The following is a 21,741-nucleotide window of genomic DNA, read 5'->3' on the forward strand; positions in this document are numbered from 1 at the left end:
AATATTAATCACAAAATTAAGTTAACCTCAAACAATATGGCATAAGAAAATTGAATAATTCACGAGAATAATAGTTCCATACGGGTTGCTTAGGCTGCGTTATAATACGCTTAACCGATAATATGGGCATCAAAGCATTAGTAATGATTACCTCATCGCTCTGTGCCAATATATTAGGATAGTCGCTGATATAGAAAAGTTCATAATCAGTATCAGATAAACTCGCAATAACCTGTTTGCGCATTACACCTTCAACACCAGCGTGATTTAAATTGGGCGTGTAAATTTTTTTTCCTTTCCGTAAAAAAATATTTGCTGCGCAACATCCAATCAATATGCCATTAGTATCCGTCACAATAGCTTCATCAACATTTAATAATTCAATTTGCTGTCTTATTAATATTTGTTCTAATCGATTTAAATGTTTAATGCCAGCCAAATAACAGTTACTATTTACGGGTATTTTACTCAATGCTAAATTAATACCTGTTTGCTGTTGATTTAAATAAATAGCTGGATAATCAGTTAACGAAATAATGACTGTTGCTTTGTTGAGGCCTGCTATGCTATATCCTCGCCCACCTTCACCACGACTAATGATAACTTTAATCACCGCTAAATCCTTTTTATTCAATAGCGCTATTTTATTTATATCAGCAGCCAATTTTTGCCAATCTGGTGTAGGTAAAAGTAGTTGTGTAACCCCTTTTTGTAATCGATAAATGTGGTGTGACAATAAGGCTGGTTGATGTCCAACCACACGAATTGTTGTAAAACAGCCATCACCAAATTGAACAGCTCTATCCATTACCGAAATATTATTTTGCTGTTCACCATTAATCCAACATATCATTGTGTTAACTTCTTAATCAAACTGAATACCTGCTACTTATCGCTACAGTTTATTTGAAATCTATCATTTATATCAATAAAAAAGCCTCAACTTAAGTTAAATTGAGGCCTCTTTATAAGAAAATATCAATTAATTGACTTTACGAAAAATAATCGAACCATTTGTGCCGCCAAAACCAAAAGAATTGCATAATGCATAATGCATAATGCATACTGCATATCTTCAACTTTACGTTTCTTCTCCGGTATAAAATCTAGCCGTCCTGTCTTCACTAATTCGTCTAATTCACTATCGAGATTTTCAAGGTTAATTGTTGGAGGAATAAGTTGATCTCTTAACGACAGAATCGTAAAAATAGATTCAATTGCACCTGCTGCACCTAATAAATGACCGGTCATCGATTTAGTCGAGCTAACCAGTATTTTACTCTGCTCTGGGTAAATTGATGCAACTGCTCGTGCTTCAGCAATATCTCCTGCCGGTGTTGATGTACCATGAGCATTAATGTAACCTATTTTTTCTGCGTTTATACCTGCATCCTGTAACGCATTTCTCATGGCCAGTGCCGCACCTTCCCCATTCTCTGGTGGTGACGTCATATGATAGGCATCACTACTCATACCAAAACCCGCAAATTCAGCATAGATTTTGGCGCCTCGAGCTTTAGCATGCTCATACTCTTCCAGCACCAAAATACCCGCTCCATCGCCTAATACAAAACCATCTCGCTCCTGATCCCAAGGTCGGCTTGCTCGCTCAGGTTCGTCATTACGTCTTGATAAGGCTTTGAGAGATCCAAATCCAGCAATACCTAAGGATGTACTTGCTTTTTCTGCGCCACCCGCCAGCATGATATCCGCGTCACCATAAGCAATAATCCGCGCTGCATAACCAATGTTATGCACCCCAGAAGTACAAGCGGTAGCAATAGAGATAGTTGGTCCCTTAAAGCCATAAATAATACTTAAGTGTCCAGCCACCATATTGATAATAGTTGAAGGAACAAAAAAAGGACTTACTTTACGCGGACCATTAGTCAGTAAAACATCACAGTTTTCCTGGATTAGTCCTAATCCGCCAATACCAGAACCAATTGCTGCGCCAATGCGATGCGCATTTTTTTCTGTGATTTCTATACCTGCATCTTCGATAGCTTGTTTACCAGCAGCAAGCCCATATTGAATAAAAAGATCCATCTTGCGCGCATCTTTAGCCAAAATACCATAATCGTCATGATTAAAATTTTTAACTAGACCCGCGAACTTGGTTGTATGGTTTTCAGTGTTAAAATGCTCGATAAGGCTGATGCCACTCTGTCCAGCACATACAGCATTCCAAGATGACTCAACTGTGTTGCCGACAGGAGATAACATGCCGAGTCCAGTCACAACTACTCGACGTTTAGACACGTATATCCTCCAGAAAAAGGAATAAGTTTCGGTGAAAATATAGGCGGTCGATCGACCGCCTGAATATGTGCATAAAAGCTCTCTATAATTAAATTTACGGCTTATGAGCTATGGCTATTAATATAATCAATAGCTGCTTGCACTGTCGTGATTTTTTCCGCTTCTTCATCAGGAATTTCGGTATCAAACTCTTCTTCTAATGCCATGACTAGTTCAACAGTGTCAAGAGAATCCGCACCTAAATCCTCAACAAATGAAGAATTATTTGCAACTTCATCTTCTTTAACACCTAACTGCTCAGCAATTATTTTTTTAACACGGCTTTCAATACTGTTGTTGGCAACAACACCTTGGTCTTTAGTGCTCATACTATTTAAATTCCTATTAAAACTCGCTTTCACGATGGTTTTCGTAGTTTAGATACAGGAAAGGCACAACCCAATCCTGGCTATTCGAACCTGATTTCGCATTATTATATGCTATTTTAGCATTAACCATGCAAATGATTCATTGGTTTTTAAATCATACACATGCCACCATTGACATGTAATGTTTCACCCGTGATGTAAGCTGCTTCATCAGAAGCTAAAAATGCTACAGCACTGGCAATTTCTTTTGCATCACCGAGCCGCCCTACAGGAACATTAGCTAAAATGCCTGCTTGCTGTTCATCTGTCAATGCTCGAGTCATATCGGTTTCTATGAAACCAGGTGAAACAACATTCACCGTAATACCGCGGGTAGCTACTTCACGTGCTAATGATTTACTAAAAGCGATAACACCTGCTTTAGCCGCTGCATAATTTGCCTGTCCAATATTACCCAATGTGCCAATTACTGAGCCGACAGAGATAATGCGACCATAACGTTTTTTCATCATTGAACGCATTATAGCTTTGGATAGACTAAAGATCGAAGTTAAGTTTGTATCAATAACTCTGTCCCACTCTTCTTTTTTCATTCGCAGCAATAGATTATCACTGGTAATACCTGCATTATTAACTAAAATATCAATTTCACCAAATTCTGCACGAATTTTAGATAGAGTACTATCAATAGATTCAGTGTCTGTCACATTCAAGACATAACCTTTACCTTTATCACCAAGATAGCTACTAATCGCCTCGGCACCTTCTTTGCTTGTAGCAGTACCAACTACTTTCGCACCACGTTCAGCCAGTAGTTCAGCTATTGATCGCCCGATACCACGACTTGCCCCAGTTACCAAGGCTATTTTTCCATCAAAACTCATGTTTTCCTCAATTATTTATCAACGCAGCGTTTAATGATGCCGTATCATTAATCGCCACCGAATTAATCGTACTCACAATGCGCTTAGTTAAACCAGTCAATACTTTACCTGGCCCTATTTCTAATAGTTGCACGATCCCTTGCTCAGCTATGAATTCGATGGTTTCAACCCAGCGTACAGGATTATACAGCTGCCTGACTAAAGCCTGTCGAATACCCTCTACCGAATTTTCGATTTTAACATCGACATTATTTACAACAGCGATATTAGGCTTATTAAATACAACTTCTTCTAATGCTTGCGCTAATTTTTTTGCAGCAGGCTGCATCAATGCACAATGTGAAGGTACACTGACAGCCAACGGTAAAGTACGTTTTGCACCAGCAGCTTTACATAATGCTGCCGCTCTCTCAACAGCACTTTTTTCACCGGCAATAACAACCTGACCTGGCGAATTAAAATTAACTGCAGAAACCACTTGGCCTTGTTCAGCTTGCTGACAAGATGCTAATACTGATTCATTATCCAAACCAATAATTGCATACATAGCCCCCATCCCTGCCGGCACAGACTCTTGCATCAATTGCCCGCGTAGTTCTACCAATTTGACAGCAGATTTAAAATCGATGACATCGGCGCAGACTAATGCAGAATATTCACCTAAACTATGGCCTGCCATTAGTGTAGGCATTTTGCCTTTTTTTTCCTGCCATACTCGAAAAATTGCCACAGATGCGGATAAAAGTGCTGGCTGTGTTTTCCAAGTTTTATTTAATTCTTCTTCTGAGCCACTTTGGACCAAATCCCATAAATCATATCCTAAGACATTAGAAGACTCAGCAAACGTTTCCTCTACTACTGCAAACTCTTTTGCTAGATCAGCTAACATGCCAAGAGATTGAGAACCTTGGCCAGGAAAGATCATTGCAAAATTAGACATTTTTATTTTCCTGTATAATTTAAAAACGGATCAGCGCTGAGCCCCAAGTAAAACCACCACCAAATGCTTCAAGCAATACCATTTGCCCTCGCTGTATGCGGCCATCTCTGACTGCTTCATCAAACGCTGTCGGTACTGATGCTGCTGAAGTATTACCGTGTCTATCCAACGTAATAACGACTTTATCCATTGGCATTGCCAGCTTTTTTGCTGTTGCTTGAATAATCCGTAAATTAGCTTGATGCGGGACTAACCAATCCAATTTTGATTTATCTAGTGCATTTTTTTCTAATGTTTCACCCACTACATTAGCTAACTCACTCACCGCGATCTTAAAAACCTCATTACCCGCCATTGTGACATAAGCTGGCTCTGAGCATTTACTATGCTCTTGATGGCGTAAAGTTAATAAATCACCATAATTACCATCGGCATGTAAATGGGTCGACAAAATTCCTGGCTCTGGTGAACCGCCGACAACGATTGCACCTGCTGCATCACCAAATAAAATAAGTGTACTACGATCATTCGGATCTAATACTCTTGATAATACATCAGAACCAATAACTAATGCCTTCTTCGCCATCCCTGTTCTAATGAACTGATCACTAATACTCAGGGCATAAGTGAAGCCAGCACATGCAGCAGCAACATCAAATGCGGCACAGTTTTTAATGCCTAATATTTGTTGGATTTGGCATGCCGCACTTGGAAAAGCATGGGTCGAAGAAGTCGTTGCTACAATGATTAAATCAATTTCATTAGCTGCAATGCCAGCCATTTCTAACGCTTTTCGCGCAGCATTAGCACCCATTGTAGATACATTATCTTCTTCTGTTGCGATGCGGCGTTCTTTAATTCCTGTTCGGGTAGTTATCCACTCATCAGAAGTATCTACCATTTTCTCTAAATCAGCATTCGTATGAATCTGTACAGGCAAATAACTGCCAGTACCTAAGATTTTTGTATACATTTTGCTTTAATCACTCTTGGGTAGTAAGGTATTCAAGCGAGTCGCAATTCTATCAGGAATTTGCTTCTCTACCGCCTGAATCGCCTGTTCAATTGCAGCTTTAAATGCTTTTTGGTTTGCCGCTCCATGACTTTTAATTACAATGCCGTGTAATCCTAAAAGTGAAGCACCATTATATTGATCAGGATCCAGGTGCCCAAAACGTTTTGAGATACGTTTCTGTAACCACGGTTTAATCAACTTCATCAGCCACGATGAGATCTTATTTTCTGTAGTTGAAGATTTTACTAAAGATAAAATAACGCGTATCACACCTTCCATTGTTTTCAACGTTACATTACCTGCGAAGCCGTCACAAACGAATACATCAGCTTTACCCGTCAATAACTCATTACCTTCTAGATAACCAATATAATTAATAGAAGGTGTTGCTTTTAATATTGAGGCGGCTTCGCGGATATTATCTAAACCCTTATTTTCTTCTTCGCCAATATTTAATAATGCTACTCGTGGATTGCTTATATTAGCAACCTCTTCCGCCATTACTGCTGCCATCACGGCAAATTGTACTAACATTTGACTATCGCAGTTAACATTAGCGCCTAAATCAAGTACAACGGTTTTACCATGTTCTTGATTTGGCAAAATCGTTGTCAACGCTGGCCTTTCAATACCATTTATTGTCTTCAATATGAGTTTTGCTAACCCCATAAGTACACCAGTATTTCCAGCACTAATACACGCTTGCGCCTGACCAGACTTCACTAATTCTAAAGCAATCCGCATTGACGAGCCTTTACTTTGCCTGATTGCTTGTAATGGCTTAATATCATTAGCAATAGCATATTCAGCAGGAATAATTTGCAAACGATCACGCAGCTCAGCACGCTGATCTGCAAGCAATGGGTTTAAAATTTCGGGAATACCGACCAGTAATAATCTTAACTGTGGGTTAGAAACGAGTGCCTGCAATGCAGCAGGCACAATAATGCGAGGACCATTATCCCCACACATCGCATCTAATGCTAAGGTTAAATTAGCCAAGGCATTAATCGTTTAATAATTAACACAACAACTATTTATTAATAACCTTGCGACCACGGTAATAGCCATCAGCAGTCACATGATGACGCAAATGGGTTTCACCAGAAGTTTTATCTACTGATACTTCGGCAGTTGTCAATGCATCATGTGAGCGACGCATACCACGTTTAGAACGAGTGGGTTTATTTTGTTGTACGGCCATTGACCTTACTCCTTAAGTACTTTTTTTTAAACTAGCTAATACGGCAAAGGGATTTGGCTTTTCTGCCTCGTTAGGCAACTCACCAAAAACCATATCCGCGTCGGACACTTCACAGCGTTCAGAGTTATGAACCGGGATCGCCGGCAAAGAAAGGATTATTTCATCTTCAATCATTGCTAGCAAATCTATTTCACCAAATTGATCAATAATGATTGGCTCATACTCTTCAGGTAATAACGCAATCCTCTCATCATCAATGACAGGACTAAAACAATAAGTTACATGAACATGGCGGTTAAAATTTTTACCACAACGTTCACATTTTAACGTGACATCAACATCAGAATCGCCTCTTATGACAACTAAATGTTGATTATCTATTGCAAACGATAGCTCACTAGTTACATCGCTATCTATACTTACTACTGATTCTTCGACACGCAAAACCTGTTCAGGTGAATAATATCCTGAATAATCCAATTTTTTTTGTGCTGCGCGATGCGCATCAATCGTTAAGGGTAATTTTACCTTTTGCATAAGGCGCGCATATTATCTTTGTAATGAGACATAGTCAAAGGAAAAGGCTGCTTTTGCTTATTTTTCCACCAAATGTTCGCTATTTAAGCTCTATTTAGTTTAAAATGTCTCACCTCATTTGGCTATGGATTTTAGATATTTTATGAAATCAATTGTATTGGCGTCAATGTCATCTTCACGTTATCATCTACTACAAAAATTAGACTTACCTTTTATTGCTGATGCACCTAATATAGATGAAACCCCATTAATCAATGAATCGGCAACTTTTCTCGTCACTCGCTTAGCCATTGAAAAAGCAAAATCATTAGTAACTAAATATCCTACACATTTAATAATAGGTGCAGATCAAGTCTGTATCCTGGAAAATCAAATAATAGGAAAACCACTAACTCATAGCAAAGCAACCAAGCAACTGAAGCAAGCCTCCGGCAAAAAAATTATCTTTTATACCGGACTCTGTTTATTTGATAGTGAAAGCAGAAAATACAATGCTAGATGTGAACTTTTCACTGTTTATTTTCGCCACTTAACAAATACACAAATTGAAAACTATCTTACAAAAGAACAGCCTTATCAATGCGCAGGGGCTTTTATGTCAGAAGGATTAGGCATCACATTATTTGAAAAACTTGTTGGACGGGATCCTAATACTTTAATCGGTTTACCTTTAATTAGTTTAATCAATATGTTACGTACTCACGGCATCAACCCTCTTAATTAACTATCTTACAGCATACAAAAAGCAAACCAGTTTATAATGCAAGCTGGTTTACTAATTTGATTAGCGATGCATTATTGCTTACGTAATATTGCCAAACAGCTTTTAAGTTGTTGATCTAAAGGGGCATTGAAAGTTAATTTTTCCCCACTGGCCGGATGGATAAACATTAATGAGCTAGCATGTAAAAAAAGTCGTTTCAAACCGGTAATCGTTAACTGTTGATCAAAATCGCGATCACCATAACGGTTATCAAATGCTATAGGATGCTTTGCATATTGTGCATGTACTCTGATCTGATGTGTTCGCCCTGTTATTGGACTGGCATTGACTAACGTAGCATTAGAAAAACGCTCTTCAATTTTAAAATGGGTTTCTGAATGTTTACCATCAGCGCTGACTTTTACTATCCGTTCGCCACTTTGTAAAATATTTTTTAATAAAGGTGCCTGAACAACTTTAATATGCGACGGCCATTGCCCTTTCACTAACGCAACATACTTTTTTTGCATTTGTTTCAGACGTAACTGTTGGTGTAATAGCCTAAGAGCCGAACGTTTTTTCGCTATCAGTAAAACACCCGATGTTTCGCGATCTAACCTATGGACAAGTTCCAAAAAACGTGCTTCAGGACGTAATGCGCGTAAAGCTTCAATAACACCAAAATTTACCCCACTGCCACCATGAACAGCCATACCGGAAGGTTTATTCAAAACCAGCAGATGTTCATCTTCGTAAAGTATATAATCAGTGAGTGCAGCTACCTTATCCAATTTAGCCGAAATAACATTCTGTTGCTTTTCTGCCAGCCGAACGGGTGGGATCCTGATTAAATCGCCTGCTTGAATTTTATATTCAGGTTTGATTCTACCGCTATTTATTCTTACTTCACCCTTGCGAATAATCCGGTAAATCATACTTTTAGGAACACCTTTTAAACGTGTCAATAAAAAATTATCAATACGTTGACCTGCTTCATCATTATCGATAGTAACAAATTGGACCTGATTCTGTATTTTCATTATCTAATTATAATATTTTGTTAACATTTGAACTTGTTAAATATTGCGACCAAATATTATGATACCTTGTTTTAGCCTTTTTTCTTAAACTTTGTCAATTCCGTTGTCAAATGCATTTTTTTCACATTTTTCCCTATAAAAACGCAATAAACAGCAAAAGTTATCTTGATATCTACCCATAAGCAATGGAATAATGGACAGTTGCCATAATGTTTATTAAAACAAGCGTTGGCGTAATTTGAGATCGATCTATTTTGATAACACATAAACGCAGCAATGGTGTAAGACGGTGTGTAAAATCAAAAATAAATTATTGAATTGTGAACAAAGGTTTACTGGATTAGCTAAACTGTACATTGAACGGATAAATTCAGCAACAGTACTAATTTAAGAATGCAGCATTTTATTTAAACGTAGCTTCACCGAAAAATTGCGTTTCAATACAACCGACAACCGCGAGGTTGACGATTTTGTAAAAGTCACGAAACCATCGGTCAACAGTAACCATTTTTAGTCGCAACTTTTTTGACTTAGTAGAATAATGAGTATTTATAATGAAAAGAATGTTAATTAACGCAACTCAACAAGAAGAGTTGCGCGTTGCTCTTGTTGATGGGCAACGTCTTTATGACCTAGATATTGAAAATCCCGGACACGAACAAAAAAAAGCAAATATTTACAAAGGCAAAATTACCCGTATAGAACCTAGTCTAGAAGCAGCATTTGTTGATTATGGCTCAGAAAGGCACGGCTTTCTCCCGATTAAAGAAATTGCTCGTGAATACTTCCCTAGCCATTATCAACCCCACGGTCGCCCAAACATAAAGGATGTTTTAAAAGAAGGCCAGGAAGTTATTATCCAAGTTGATAAAGAAGAGCGAGGAAATAAAGGGGCCGCGCTAACAACTTTTATTAGTTTAGCTGGTAGCTATCTTGTTTTAATGCCAAATAACCCTCGCGCAGGTGGAATATCACGACGTATTGAGGGTGAAGATCGCACAGAACTGAAAGAGGCATTATCCTCATTAGAAATACCCGATGGTATGGGATTAATTGTCCGTACTGCTGGTGTAGGTAAATCAGCGGAAGCGCTACAGCAAGATCTACAATATCGTCTTAAACATTGGCAAGCCATAAAAAAAGCTGCAGAAAACCGATCAGCGCCTTTCCTTATTCATCAAGAAAGTAACGTCATTGTGCGGGCGTTTCGTGATTACCTGCGCCCTGATATTGGTGAAATCCTGATTGATAATGCGAAAATTGTCGAAATGGCTCGTCATCATATTGAAGCGATTGGTCGTGGAGATTTTGCAAGTAAAATCAAATATTACAGTGGAGATGTTCCACTCTTTAGCCACTATCAAATCGAATCACAGATCGAGTCGGCTTTTCAACGTGAGGTTCGTTTACCGTCGGGTGGTGCACTGGTTATCGATACCACTGAGGCATTAACGGCTATCGATATCAATTCATCACGTTCAACCCGTGGTGGCGATATTGAAGAAACCGCATTCAACACCAATTTAGAAGCTGCTGATGAAATTGCCCGTCAATTACGGTTACGGGATTTAGGTGGACTAATTGTTATCGATTTTATTGATATGACACCCGTCCGCCATCAGCGTGAAGTTGAAAATCGTCTGCGTGAAGCCGTACGCCAAGACAGAGCACGTATCCAAATCGCTCGGATATCACGATTTGGTCTACTTGAAATGTCACGCCAACGTTTGAGTCCGTCACTTGGTGAATCCAGTCATCACGTTTGCCCTCGTTGTAGCGGCACAGGAACAATTCGTGATAATGAATCACTTTCTCTCTCTATTTTACGTTTGATCGAAGAAGAAGCATTAAAAGAAAATACCCATGAAGTACATGCTATTGTACCGGTACCAATTGCTTCTTATCTATTGAATGAAAAACGCCAGTCTGTCAATGAAATTGAACGTCGGCAACACAATATACGTGTCATTATTGTTCCTAACGATCAGATGCAATCACCGCATTTTAATGTGGTCCGCATTCGTAAGGGTGAAGAAGTTTCAGCATTAAGTTACTATCTCGCTCAATATCACGAAGCTGAAACCAATAATCTAATAGATGATGCCGCCAGTGAGAAAAAGTTACCTGAACAACCGGCTATTTCTACTTTTGCTCTTCAATCTCAAGCAGATACAAAAAATGCCGGGGTTGCTAAGGGCAAATCAAGTAAACAGAGTAAATTAACCAACAAGCAAACTTCGACAAGTCTGTTTAATAGAATTACCTCATTCTTGAAAAAATTATTTACCGAATCACCGCAACCAATCGAAAAAGCAGAAAAAAAATCGAAAAGTGGTAATGATAAGCGACGTAATAGTGAGCGGCGTAATAATCGTCGGCCAACTCAACGCCGTGAACAGAATGACAATATCGATAACCGTCAAAATCGTGGACATACCGATGAGCAACAATCACGTAAAAGCCGTAATCAGAAAAGTCATTTTAATGATACTCAAGAGAGCGCAGCACGTGAAACTCAACAACAGCGTCGCGAGCAGCGAGCTGAACGTCGTCGTCGTCAGGAAGAAAAACGCCAGCTGCAACTTGAAACTAAAACACAACCACTTGACAAGAAAGAGGCTGAAACGGAAAGAACGGTCGTTACCTCTCCTCGCCGTCAACAGCGTCAACTAGCTCAATCAATACGGGTTGCAAATAGTGCCACTGAGCAGCAAAAATTATCTATTGATAAAGAATATCAAGATATTAAGTTGCCTATTGCCAATAGCACAGAGGATAAGCCTGGTTTGTTAACTGCCGAACCGATTCTGCCTGCGGAGCAAAAAACCTATATGCCGCATGTCACCGAACAGGTTGAATCTCAAGAAGCAGCTACCAATTATGCTAATGAACGACAAGAAACGATCATTCCGCGGCGATCAAGACGATCTCCTCGCCACCTACGCGTTAGCGGGCAACGCCGTCGTCGTTATCGTGATGAAAATCAAAGCAAATCATTAGTACCATTAAAAATGGCTGTTGCTTCGCCTGAATTATCTTCAGGTAAAGTCTGGATCCAATACCCGATTAAGTTAAATGAATTGAACGAAGTGTCATCAAATAGTAAAAATATGATGACATTTAATGAAAAAACAGCATCTTCTGCCAATCCAATTAACGGTAATGACATCATCGATAAAGTTGAAGCTGAAGAAAAAACAGTGCCAATTAGTGAAACGGCTCAATCAACGATGGAAAAAAGCTTACTACCCTCAGCCGAAGTATTGCTTATTCCCATAAAGACTCAAGGTACTGAACAAAACGAAAAAGCCTGTCAAACACTTATTGAAGCGAAAGTAATGCCTGAAAACAACACTAATGTGGTTGTGGAAACGCTAGTAGATAATGGAGCAACCGATCAGCTACAAAATGGGCAATCGGTTAATGATGAACTTTTCATAGCCAATGAAATTAAAAAGGATGAATATTCAATCGATGAAATCAGTCAGGAAAAAGCAACCGACTCATCGGATGAAAATTATAGCCATGTTCAGCCAAATATATCTTCTATGACCGATGTCATTGCAAAAAAGGCAAGTCATCGAAAAGAAGAAACTGCTGCGATAAAATTAGTAAAAAAAATAGGCTATTCCCATGCGCCGACCACAAAAGCACCGGCGCCGGAAATTATTGAAAGCGGTTTGGAAATTAAAGCTTACGTACGACCTGCGATAGCTTTCCACGGTAAAAATGGTGCCGGTGGTCATGTTGCCACAAATATAGCCACATCCAATATGTTTAAACCCAAATAATAACCAATAAAAAATGCCCTAATTAGGGCATTTTTTTTATTCTGAATTTTAACTAAAATTTACTTATTCGCGTTTAATATCAGAGTACTTTTAGTAAAATATGTATTCTTTATTATTAAATTAGGAATAAATATGTCTCAATGGATTGTTTTCGGCGCAGGTAAAGGAATTGGTTATCATCTTGTACAATATGGTCTTCAGCAAGGTCATCAAGTCATCGCTTTTATTCGTAATGCAAAATATAAAACACGACTAACACAAATAGGCGCGCAAGTTATTGAAGGAGATGCTTGCCAATATAGCGACATAAAAAATACATTGGCTGATATTTCTAATAACAGCATTGTATTTAGTACTATAGGCGGTAAGAGCGCTGATCTAACTGGTAATCTTAATATTATTAAATCGGCCGAAACGTTAAATATGCGACGCTTATTATTGGTGACCTCTGTTGGCTGCGGTGATGGTTGGAAATATCTATCATCTAAAGCTAAGGCGCTATTTGGTATGTCAATTCGCCATAAATCAATGGTTGAGTGCTACCTAAAAACAAGTTCATTAGATTACACTATCCTTCGGCCTGGTGGACTGCTTAATTTACCTGCTACCGGCAATCACCAACGTATTCAACTCCCTCAAATAGGATTAGTTACTCGGCAAGATATTGCCATAGAGCTATCAAATATTGCTGAAAATAAGCTAACTTACCAACAAACCTATACGGTAATAGATCCAAATTTGAGTTTTAATATGAAGTAACGATTAATAAAATCCCTGTAATAAAAAAGTGTTACAGGGAATTCATGAGTCTAAGCAAATTCTATTAGCCGTTAGTATCAGCCGTGGTTTTCAATTTTTGTGATAACTCCCGACGTTCTTTTGATAATTCTGCGTTCTTGATATTATAATCATCGATCCGATCTTCATAATCACTACGCATATTAGCAATTATTGCTCTGATCTCTTCAATGGTCATACCTTCTTTAATATATTCACTTAAGTTATCCAGCAGCAAAACTCGTTTCTGATTATCACGAATTTTTTTTTCATTATCCGCTAATTCACGTTTGATCTTATTTTTACGACGAAACATACGTACAAACTCCAGTACATTTTGGAATGACTGCTTATTTTTACTTGTCATTTCTATACCTTTCAATAAAACATATGCATTATGAATAATAAACTACACGATACGGCGATTAACTTAATGACACAAGCCAATTTCTAAGATTTTTACTCTGTTTTATTATCTTTGCACTGATAATGACGCTTTTGCTCTGTCTTTATTAATTTTGTGTTATTAATAACCTAAATTTAGTTAAACAAAAAATGATAAATAAGTGAAATTTTCACAGTTAGCACTAATACTATGATAATTCATTGCATAATAATGACATTCAGCTTAAGTATCCATTAACGGCGTATTATTGCGATTACGGATAATTTAAAATACAAAATTCATTTCTGCTGGACTCATCAATCAGTCATTAAAAATAAGTTAACACAGAGAGTAAAAAAACATTCATTGTCAGATTGGAATATTTTAATATTATTAAACAACATATTGCGCTACATAAAAATTGGGAAAATATTTTGGCCAATAAGCAAAAATCCTCATTTCTGTTTCACGATTATGAAACATTTGGGCAGCATCCTGCTCTCGATCGACCCGCACAATTTGCCAGCATCAGAACCGACTCAAATTTTAATATTATCGAAGAGCCACAAATTTTTTACTGTGCCCCTGCCGATGACTATCTCCCTCAACCTCAAGCCGTAATGATCACGGGTATTACGCCCCAATATGCAATAGCTCATGGCATAAATGAAGCTGAATTTGCTAGACGTATTCATGGAATATTTAGCATAGCCAATAGTTGTATTGTCGGTTACAACAATATTCGATTTGATGATGAAGTGACTCGTCATATTTTCTACCGTAATTTTTATGATCCTTATGCTTATAGCTGGCAGCAAGGTAATTCACGTTGGGATTTACTTGATGTGTTACGCGCTTGCTATGCGCTACGACCTGATGGCATTAACTGGCCTAGCAATGATGAAGGACTACCTAGTTTCAAATTAGAACATCTGACCACTGCAAACGGTATTGAGCATGCAAATGCTCATGATGCAATGGCCGACGTTTTTGCTACTATCGAAATGGCAAAATTAGTTAAGCAAGCACAGCCAAGGATGTTCGATTACTTCTTTCATTTAAGACATAAAAATGAAATTCGCCAATTGATTGATATTATTGCCATGACCCCGTTAGTGCATGTTTCCGGCATGTTGGGCGCAATACGAGCTAATACCAGTCTAATTGCACCACTGGCCTGGCATCCCGAAAACCGTAATGCCATTATTGCCTGTGATCTAGCGGCAGACATTAGCCCACTGTTAACATTAGATAGTGATACTCTAAGGCAACGTTTATACACACCCAAAGCAGAGTTAGCCGGTGAATTAGCCATTCCTATTAAACTGATACATATTAATAAATGTCCAATTCTGGCTCCGGCCAACACACTGCGAGCAGCAGATGCACAACGCATAGCACTAGATCTCGATGTCTGTCTGAATAATTTAGCTATATTGCGACAACATAGTGAAGTGCGGGATAAAGTTATTCAGCTTTTTACCGAACCGCAACCCTTTCCTGAAGCAGCTGATGTAGATACTAAGCTTTATGCCGGTTTCTTTGGTGATAATGATCGTTCAACAATGGCTATTATCCGTCAAACTTTACCGCAAAATTTACCCGCATTGGATCTCAAATTTGACGATCCGCGCATGAAGCAACTATTTTTTCGTTATCGTGCCAGGAACTATCCGGCCATATTGACAGAACAAGAACAGCTTGCCTGGTTACATCACCGACGCGATAGATTGACCAGCGAGAAAATAACCGAATATCTGCAAACTATCGAGCAATTATTTATTGAACATCAAGAAGATAAAGAAAAGTGCCTGCAACTAAAAGCACTGGTAGATTATGCCAAACAGATAGCCAGTTAATTGGGTTTCGTCATAACATACAAAAACGGGTTAGCTAATATAGCAAAAGGCCAAATAATTGGCCTTTGCTGTGGTGAAACCGTCGGTAGCGCTAAAATTTGCGATCACTAAGCGTCATTCATTTGTGGTAATGGCCGACGAAAACGGCGGGTGATAATTGCCATATAAAAAATCCCAACCGCTGCCCATACCATCCCTAATAGCATGGAAGTTTTCTCTAAATTGATCCAAAGCACTGATACGGTTAAAGCGCCCATAGTAGGTAGAATTAAGTAATTAAATTTATCCCGCCAAGTATGACAGCGACGCTCTCTAAAATAAAATTGCGAAATAACCGAAAGATTAACAAAGGTAAAAGCAATTAATGCACCAAAATTAATCAATGCTGTGGCAATTTCCATATCAAACCAAATTGCCGTTAAAGCCAGCATGCCAACTAAAATGACATTAAAAGCTGGGGTTCGCCATGTTGGATGAACATAACCAAAAAAACGCTCAGGAAATACGCCATCTCGTCCCATCACATACATGAGACGAGAAACTCCTGCATGCGCAGCCATACCTGATGCTAATACGGTTGCACAAGAGAAAACCAAAATAATAGACTGAAAAAGTGCGCCAGCAACATATAGCATAATTTCAGGTTGCGATTCATCAGGTTTTTTAAAATGCGAAACATCAGGAAAATACAGCTGTAAAAAATAAGAAACGCCAATAAAAATCAAACCACCAATTAAGGCCGTCAAGAAAATCGCCTTTGGTATTACTTTTCCTGCATTTGGTGTTTCTTCCGATAATGAACTGATACCATCAAAGCCGAGAAATGAAAAACATAAAATCGTCGCCCCGGTGATCATCGGAATTAAATGCGCCTGTTCGGAGGTAAAAGGTCGCCATGACCAAATCTGACCAGAACCTTCGCCTTTAGATAATCCATGGATCAAAACAGCTAAAAAAACTAGCATAACAGCGATTTGAATAATCACAATAATGGTATTTAAGTTAGCGACTAAATTGATACCCCGTAGATTAAAAATAGTCATCAAAAAAACTAATCCGACCACAAAAATCCAAGGCGCAACAGCCGGAAAAATAGCTTCCAGATAAATTTTCGCTAACAGTATATTAATCATCGGCATGAATAAATAATCAAGCAAAGATGACCATCCCACCATGAAACCTAAATGTGGGCTCATCGATTTTTGTGCATAGGTATAGGCCGATCCCGCCGAAGGAAATCGTTTTACCAATTTACCATAACTCAATGCAGTAAAAAGAATAGCAATCAAAGCAATGATATAAGAAGAAGGAACATGCCCATCAGTTTTTAATGACACTAAACCAAAAGTGTCAAAAACCGTCATTGGCTGCAAATAAGCCAGCCCCATCATGACAACCTGGATTAAAGTTAATGTCTTAACCAGTTGCGCACGATTATTTATCTCGGTAGATTCTTTACTGAGAGCTAATTGGATATCATGAGACATGGCCAAAACCTCCTACAACTTCCGATTTCGCCTGGCTATTTTGCCTAAATCGATAGTTATAAGGAAGACTTCGCTCACGCCTATAGGCTGAGAAAAAAGAGAAATGAGAGAATAAGTTATCTTCGAAGCCGAACGCTCCGTAGTCATCAATAATACAGCAACCATGACCCATTGGCACAGGTGCAAAAATAGATAATTGCGCCATAATAGCATTCCTCACTACGGTAGTCTGCTTTGGTTTGACTACACGTTTTTTCTAACAGTTGTATCAACTCCGGCCAGGTTTCCGGCCTCATATAAAATTAAATAAATCAGCTTACAAATAAAAAAATAACTGATGCAATTAATGAGCATCAGTTATTTCTGATGGCGCATTCTGCACTTCATCCCATGAAATAGCAATATTTTTTTAATTTTTAATAAAAAATTAGCTAGCTGTTACCATGAGTATAGCTAGCTAACTTTTTAGCTCAAAATGATTTTAAAAGTTATAATTTAATCCTAAATTGTAACGGCGGCCATCTAATAGGGCTTTATTATCATTATCCACTAAACGCCTATCTAAAATATTATAAACCCCTGTGAATAAAGAAAGATTTTTGCTCAGCGCGTAATTTACTCCCAGATCAACAAAGGTATAAGAGGGTAATTCATTCGCCATCGATGAGCGAGAAAGATATTGATTGGTTCTACCACGGAAATTTACCCGTGTCCAAGCTTCTAATTCAGTGGTTGCCTGCCAGCTTAACGATGCATTCGCCATATGCTTAGGTGTTTGACTAAAGGCTTGGCCCTTAAAATTGCCACTTAGTTGCTCAGAATCTGAGTAGGTGTAATTGGCTGCCATTGATAGATTATCCATGATTTGCCAATCAAATGTCGCCTCAATACCTCGCAAATTTGCCTTATCAACATTATCACGTGTACTTATAAAATCATATTGACTGCCATTGGGAATAATCGCATTACTACAAGCGGCTAATTTATCGCCACAGAGACGATATTCCATAATTTTATCTTTAAAATCAGTATTAAAAACTGTTAATCCGATATTCAGGTCATCCTGATTATTCCATAACAAACCAATTTCCTGACCAATACTTTTTTCCGGTTTTAAATTTGGATTACCGAGAATGATCCCTTTACTTGTTTGGCCGCCAGTTATTTGTCCCCAGTTAGGCGCCACTTGGCGTAAATCAGGTGAACGATATCCGGTCGAAACGCCACCTTTAAGTATCCATTGATCATTGATATGCCAAACACCATATAAGCGAGGCGTCCAATGTGCACCAAAATTCTCATCTTTATCCATTCTAATACCAGCGGTTAAGCTGAAATCATTGGTGATCGTCCATTCATCTTCAGTAAATAATGCCCAACTCCAACGGGTTAATTTATTAACATTGGTCGCTGTCGGTAATTGGTTGTCTTGATCATGTAAATCTTCATAACGATACTGACCACCAATACTGAGCTTATGTGAATCTAAGTCAAATACTGTCTGATTTTTAAGTAAGTTATCATTATATTTCATCTTTCTACTTGGGTTCTCTGATTCATCACGTTGAATAAATGTATCCATTGAACCCCACTGATAATTACCGTTATGCGTCAATGCATAGTTATTACGTCGATAAGTGGTATTATCATCTTCACATGACCGTTTAGTGCAAGCACGGGTTTTACCAATCGTCGAGTCACGTTTCTGTTCATCGTGCTTTAAATCCAAATCAAAATTATTCTGCTCATCGGGAGTAAATGAGAATGTTACCCCAGCATTACCCATTGACTGTTTCTGATAACCACCAACAAATTTATCTTCATTACGATGGGAATAAAGACCATTTGCTTTCATTCCCAACACACCGTCAATTAATGGGCCGGCCAGATAAAAACTCCCCTGACCCGCATTACCCGAGTTACTACGTTCAGCGATAGTTGTATCCGCTCGCAAACTACCATGCCAGGTTTTACCTATTTTGCGAGTAATGATGTTGATCACGCCCCCCATGGCATCTGAGCCATAAAGTGAAGACATCGAACCACGCACAACTTCGATACGTTCAATCGCAACCAAGGGCGGCAACCAACCTTGTTCTATGCCAGAGCCATCACTATTGGGTCGGGTATTGCGTGTATCTACCCGTTTGCCATCAACTAAAATCATGGTGTACTTTGCTGGCATGCCTCGAATACTTATATCAGTGCTACTTGCACCCCCTATCACATGAACACCAGGCAGATCCTTTAATGCATCGGTAACATCACGATAAGCCTTATCTTCTAATTGTTTTCTTCCGATGACTGAAATAGATGCAGGCGCATCTTCAATTTTCTGCTTAAAACCAGCTGCGGTAGTGACCATAATGGTATCACTATCTTCAGCAGCATAACCGGCAGCAGAAATAAACGTGATAATAATAATTAACGTTAATTTATTTTTATTAAAAAAATTCATTCCCTATTCTCCAAGAAATACCAGGATTATTTATTAGTCAGATAATCGACATACACTCAAATGCCAGTGAAATTAATTTCCCCTGTCTTTTTATTAATTTTTTATTTCACTCGAAAAGCACAGCCTAATTAATTTGATATTTTTAATTAGAATAAATTAGCGACTAATCCATCGATTAATACTTGAGGAACCCCTTGCGAACAGTGCTCAATGCGGCCAACTACACCATAAACATCAGCCAGATTTTCAGGTGTAATAACCTCTCGAGCCGCACCTTCTGCAACCAAACGACCTTCTTTTAACATTAATATGTGTTCACCGTGTCTTAAGGCAATATTAATATCGTGCACAACAACGATAGTAATAATATCTCTGCGCTTAGTTTCTTTAGCAATTAAATCCATAACATGAAATTGATAATTTAAATCCAGTGCACTTAATGGTTCATCGAGTAACAATAGCTTTGGTTGCCGAATAAGTGATTGTGCCAAACCCACTAGCTGCTTTTGTCCACCTGACAGCTGATCTAAATAACACAGTGCCAGATGCTCTATGTCTAATTGCCGTAGTAGTTTCATAACCTCTAATTGGCAAATTTGATCGCAATTTCCGCCAGCAGCACGTTGGGCAACAATAATCGATTCCAGCACATGTAAATGAACACCATTTGGTAATGATTGCGGTAAATAAACCACTTGTTTGGCACGTTGAGCAAAATTCATCGCCATTAAATCCTGCCCATTCAACCATAACTGGCCAGCAGCGCTATTTAATCCAGCTAAAGAACGCAATAACGTAGATTTACCACTACCATTTGGCCCAAGTAAAACGGTAATTTTCCCAGTTGGTAAAATATTGGTGGATAAATTTTGGATCACCGGACATTTAGGATAACCTGCATTAAATTGATTTATTCGTAATCCTTTTATCATTAAATATTACCTCTATGTCGCAAGATCATACTTAAGAAAAAGGGAACGCCAACCAAAGAAGTGACAATACCAACAGGTATAATGACGCCTGGAATAATGTTCTTTGATGCAATCGAAGCTAGCGATAACACTAAAGCACCAATTAAGGCACTGGCCGGTAAATAAAATCGATGATCTTCGCCAAACATCATGCGAGCAATGTGGGGAGCGACTAAACCAATAAAAGCAATAGGACCGACAAAAGCAACGGATAAAGCCGCCAACATACTAATTCTTAATAATGTCGCCAAACGCAACCGACGGACATCAATACCAAAACTGATTGCACGATCTTCACCTAAACGTAGTGCAGTTAACTTCCAGGCACTCATGATAGAAATGGGAAAAATGACCGCAAAAATGGCGGCCATCATTGCCAGCTTAGTCCAGCTTGCCTTTGCCAAACTGCCCATTGTCCAGAAGACTAGTCCCTGTAAGGTATCTTCCGTGGCAATAAATTGCATCATCGAAACTAATGCATTAAAGGTAAATACTAATGCAATACCAAATAGTACCACGCCGGAAGTTGCAATGCGGGTCCAACGGGTGATCGCATCTAGCATTAAGACCGCTAGTAAAGCAAAAATAAAAGCATTAACCGAAATAAACCATTGTTCAGGGATCCCGGCAATGCCAATGCCAGAAACGATCGCTAATGCGGCGCCAAAAGACGCGGCACTAGAAACACCTAATGTGAAAGGACTGGCTAGCGGATTATTTAAGATGGTCTGCATTTCAGCACCCGCCAGTCCAAGTGACATACCAACAGTGACAGCCATTAATGCATAGGGTAAGCGAATATCCCAAACAATCACCTGAGTACCAATATCAACACTCGCTGGTGAGACCAATGTTTGCCATAACTTGGCTACTGAAAGACCTGATGGCCCCAAGGTAAAATCAATCACTAATGACAGCACAATTAACATAATGATTGCCATCATCAATATAATACGGCGTTTCAATATATATTGATAATGAGCCTTAATATTTATTCCATCATGATTAGCTTGCTGCTTAATAGCTGACATAGGTTCAGTTGTCATACTCATTGAAAATA

19 protein-coding genes and 1 pseudogene are annotated in these 21,741 nt (G+C 38.7%); 4 read left to right on the top strand and 16 right to left on the bottom strand.

What is annotated here, in order from left to right:
* Positions 1-16: 16 nt before the first annotated feature.
* From pabC to yceD, 9 genes and pseudogenes are all read right to left on the bottom strand, one after another.
* Positions 17-853, bottom strand: a complete 837-nt coding sequence (gene pabC / locus WH390_RS02870) for an aminodeoxychorismate lyase (protein WP_032114617.1) — start codon at positions 851-853, stop codon at positions 17-19.
* 129 nt (positions 854-982) lie between these two features.
* A pseudogene (gene fabF, locus WH390_RS02875) lies at positions 983-2,262 on the bottom strand (beta-ketoacyl-ACP synthase II).
* A 101-nt stretch (positions 2,263-2,363) separates the two neighbouring features.
* Entirely contained in the window at positions 2,364-2,630 is a 267-nt protein-coding gene (gene acpP, locus WH390_RS02880) for an acyl carrier protein (RefSeq protein ID WP_032114618.1), read from the bottom strand.
* Positions 2,631-2,779: 149 nt separating this feature from the next.
* The gene (fabG, locus tag WH390_RS02885) at positions 2,780-3,514 is read right to left on the bottom strand and encodes a 3-oxoacyl-ACP reductase FabG (protein WP_032114619.1); all 735 of its coding nucleotides are present in this window, start codon (positions 3,512-3,514) and stop codon (positions 2,780-2,782) included.
* Between the two features lie 7 nt (positions 3,515-3,521).
* Positions 3,522-4,454, bottom strand: a complete 933-nt coding sequence (gene fabD, locus WH390_RS02890) for an ACP S-malonyltransferase (RefSeq protein ID WP_032114620.1) — start codon at positions 4,452-4,454, stop codon at positions 3,522-3,524.
* Positions 4,455-4,473: 19 nt separating this feature from the next.
* Positions 4,474-5,427 (bottom strand): beta-ketoacyl-ACP synthase III, encoded by a 954-nt coding sequence (locus WH390_RS02895; protein ID WP_032114621.1) that lies wholly within the window; start codon positions 5,425-5,427, stop codon positions 4,474-4,476.
* A 6-nt stretch (positions 5,428-5,433) separates the two neighbouring features.
* Positions 5,434-6,471 (bottom strand): phosphate acyltransferase PlsX, encoded by a 1,038-nt coding sequence (gene plsX, locus WH390_RS02900; protein WP_406850677.1) that lies wholly within the window; start codon positions 6,469-6,471, stop codon positions 5,434-5,436.
* 31 nt (positions 6,472-6,502) lie between these two features.
* Positions 6,503-6,673: a 50S ribosomal protein L32 gene (gene rpmF / locus WH390_RS02905; RefSeq protein WP_026822220.1), complete on the bottom strand. Its 171-nt coding sequence runs from the start codon at positions 6,671-6,673 to the stop codon at positions 6,503-6,505.
* A 12-nt stretch (positions 6,674-6,685) separates the two neighbouring features.
* Complete coding sequence (gene yceD, locus WH390_RS02910) at positions 6,686-7,210, bottom strand: 23S rRNA accumulation protein YceD (RefSeq protein ID WP_032114622.1); 525 nt, start codon at positions 7,208-7,210, stop codon at positions 6,686-6,688.
* Positions 7,211-7,352: 142 nt separating this feature from the next.
* Between yceD and WH390_RS02915 the strand changes: the two genes are divergently transcribed.
* Positions 7,353-7,934 (top strand): nucleoside triphosphate pyrophosphatase, encoded by a 582-nt coding sequence (locus tag WH390_RS02915; RefSeq protein ID WP_032114623.1) that lies wholly within the window; start codon positions 7,353-7,355, stop codon positions 7,932-7,934.
* 71 nt (positions 7,935-8,005) lie between these two features.
* On the opposite strand, the gene rluC is transcribed toward WH390_RS02915, so the two are convergent.
* A complete protein-coding gene (rluC, locus tag WH390_RS02920) occupies positions 8,006-8,953 on the bottom strand; it encodes a 23S rRNA pseudouridine(955/2504/2580) synthase RluC (protein ID WP_032114624.1) in 948 nt (315 codons plus the stop codon).
* 554 nt (positions 8,954-9,507) lie between these two features.
* Between rluC and rne the strand changes: the two genes are divergently transcribed.
* Together rne and WH390_RS02930 are read left to right on the top strand one after the other, a co-directional pair.
* Positions 9,508-12,744: a ribonuclease E gene (rne, locus tag WH390_RS02925; protein WP_032114625.1), complete on the top strand. Its 3,237-nt coding sequence runs from the start codon at positions 9,508-9,510 to the stop codon at positions 12,742-12,744.
* 132 nt (positions 12,745-12,876) lie between these two features.
* Positions 12,877-13,503 (top strand): NAD(P)H-binding protein, encoded by a 627-nt coding sequence (locus WH390_RS02930; RefSeq protein ID WP_032114626.1) that lies wholly within the window; start codon positions 12,877-12,879, stop codon positions 13,501-13,503.
* 64 nt (positions 13,504-13,567) lie between these two features.
* Here the strand turns inward: WH390_RS02930 and tmaR are convergent, their stop codons facing one another.
* On the bottom strand, positions 13,568-13,888 hold the full coding sequence (gene tmaR / locus WH390_RS02935; RefSeq protein ID WP_032114627.1) for a PTS system regulator TmaR: 321 nt from the start codon (positions 13,886-13,888) through the stop codon (positions 13,568-13,570).
* Between the two features lie 449 nt (positions 13,889-14,337).
* Here tmaR and sbcB point away from each other — a divergent pair, with 449 nt between their 5' ends.
* Entirely contained in the window at positions 14,338-15,765 is a 1,428-nt protein-coding gene (sbcB, locus tag WH390_RS02940; RefSeq protein WP_032114806.1) for an exodeoxyribonuclease I, read from the top strand.
* Positions 15,766-15,872: 107 nt separating this feature from the next.
* Here the strand turns inward: sbcB and WH390_RS02945 are convergent, their stop codons facing one another.
* From WH390_RS02945 to WH390_RS02965, 5 genes are all read right to left on the bottom strand, one after another.
* Positions 15,873-17,252 (bottom strand): APC family permease, encoded by a 1,380-nt coding sequence (locus tag WH390_RS02945; protein WP_032114628.1) that lies wholly within the window; start codon positions 17,250-17,252, stop codon positions 15,873-15,875.
* Entirely contained in the window at positions 17,242-17,472 is a 231-nt protein-coding gene (locus tag WH390_RS02950) for a hypothetical protein (protein WP_238565661.1), read from the bottom strand. Before WH390_RS02950 ends, WH390_RS02945 begins: the two co-directional genes overlap by 11 nt.
* Positions 17,473-17,733: 261 nt before the next feature.
* Positions 17,734-19,710: a ligand-gated channel protein gene (locus WH390_RS02955; protein ID WP_032114630.1), complete on the bottom strand. Its 1,977-nt coding sequence runs from the start codon at positions 19,708-19,710 to the stop codon at positions 17,734-17,736.
* A 146-nt stretch (positions 19,711-19,856) separates the two neighbouring features.
* Positions 19,857-20,642 carry an ABC transporter ATP-binding protein gene (locus WH390_RS02960; protein ID WP_032114631.1) on the bottom strand — a complete coding sequence of 262 codons (786 nt, stop codon included), beginning with the start codon at positions 20,640-20,642 and terminating at the stop codon, positions 19,857-19,859.
* Positions 20,642-21,733 (bottom strand): iron ABC transporter permease, encoded by a 1,092-nt coding sequence (locus WH390_RS02965; RefSeq protein ID WP_032114632.1) that lies wholly within the window; start codon positions 21,731-21,733, stop codon positions 20,642-20,644. Before WH390_RS02965 ends, WH390_RS02960 begins: the two co-directional genes overlap by 1 nt.
* Positions 21,734-21,741 lie beyond the last annotated feature (8 nt).

The organism is Candidatus Arsenophonus nilaparvatae, from assembly GCF_045346035.1.
GTDB classification, from domain to species: Bacteria; Pseudomonadota; Gammaproteobacteria; order Enterobacterales; family Enterobacteriaceae; genus Arsenophonus; species Arsenophonus nilaparvatae.

Excerpts from the sequence above, each read along its gene's own strand:
- pabC (WP_032114617.1), bottom strand. The coding sequence starts at position 853 with ATGATATGTTGGATTAATGGTGAACAGCAAAATAATATTTCGGTAATG.
- acpP (WP_032114618.1), bottom strand. The coding sequence starts at position 2,630 with ATGAGCACTAAAGACCAAGGTGTTGTTGCCAACAACAGTATTGAAAGC.
- fabG (WP_032114619.1), bottom strand. The coding sequence starts at position 3,514 with ATGAGTTTTGATGGAAAAATAGCCTTGGTAACTGGGGCAAGTCGTGGT.
- fabD (WP_032114620.1), bottom strand. The coding sequence starts at position 4,454 with ATGTCTAATTTTGCAATGATCTTTCCTGGCCAAGGTTCTCAATCTCTT.
- WH390_RS02895 (WP_032114621.1), bottom strand. The coding sequence starts at position 5,427 with ATGTATACAAAAATCTTAGGTACTGGCAGTTATTTGCCTGTACAGATT.
- rpmF (WP_026822220.1), bottom strand. The coding sequence starts at position 6,673 with ATGGCCGTACAACAAAATAAACCCACTCGTTCTAAACGTGGTATGCGT.
- yceD (WP_032114622.1), bottom strand. The coding sequence starts at position 7,210 with ATGCAAAAGGTAAAATTACCCTTAACGATTGATGCGCATCGCGCAGCA.
- WH390_RS02915 (WP_032114623.1), top strand. The coding sequence starts at position 7,353 with ATGAAATCAATTGTATTGGCGTCAATGTCATCTTCACGTTATCATCTA.
- rluC (WP_032114624.1), bottom strand. The coding sequence starts at position 8,953 with ATGAAAATACAGAATCAGGTCCAATTTGTTACTATCGATAATGATGAA.
- rne (WP_032114625.1), top strand. The coding sequence starts at position 9,508 with ATGAAAAGAATGTTAATTAACGCAACTCAACAAGAAGAGTTGCGCGTT.
- WH390_RS02930 (WP_032114626.1), top strand. The coding sequence starts at position 12,877 with ATGTCTCAATGGATTGTTTTCGGCGCAGGTAAAGGAATTGGTTATCAT.
- tmaR (WP_032114627.1), bottom strand. The coding sequence starts at position 13,888 with ATGACAAGTAAAAATAAGCAGTCATTCCAAAATGTACTGGAGTTTGTA.
- WH390_RS02945 (WP_032114628.1), bottom strand. The coding sequence starts at position 17,252 with ATGTCTCATGATATCCAATTAGCTCTCAGTAAAGAATCTACCGAGATA.
- WH390_RS02955 (WP_032114630.1), bottom strand. The coding sequence starts at position 19,710 with ATGAATTTTTTTAATAAAAATAAATTAACGTTAATTATTATTATCACG.
- WH390_RS02960 (WP_032114631.1), bottom strand. The coding sequence starts at position 20,642 with ATGATAAAAGGATTACGAATAAATCAATTTAATGCAGGTTATCCTAAA.
- WH390_RS02965 (WP_032114632.1), bottom strand. The coding sequence starts at position 21,733 with ATGAGTATGACAACTGAACCTATGTCAGCTATTAAGCAGCAAGCTAAT.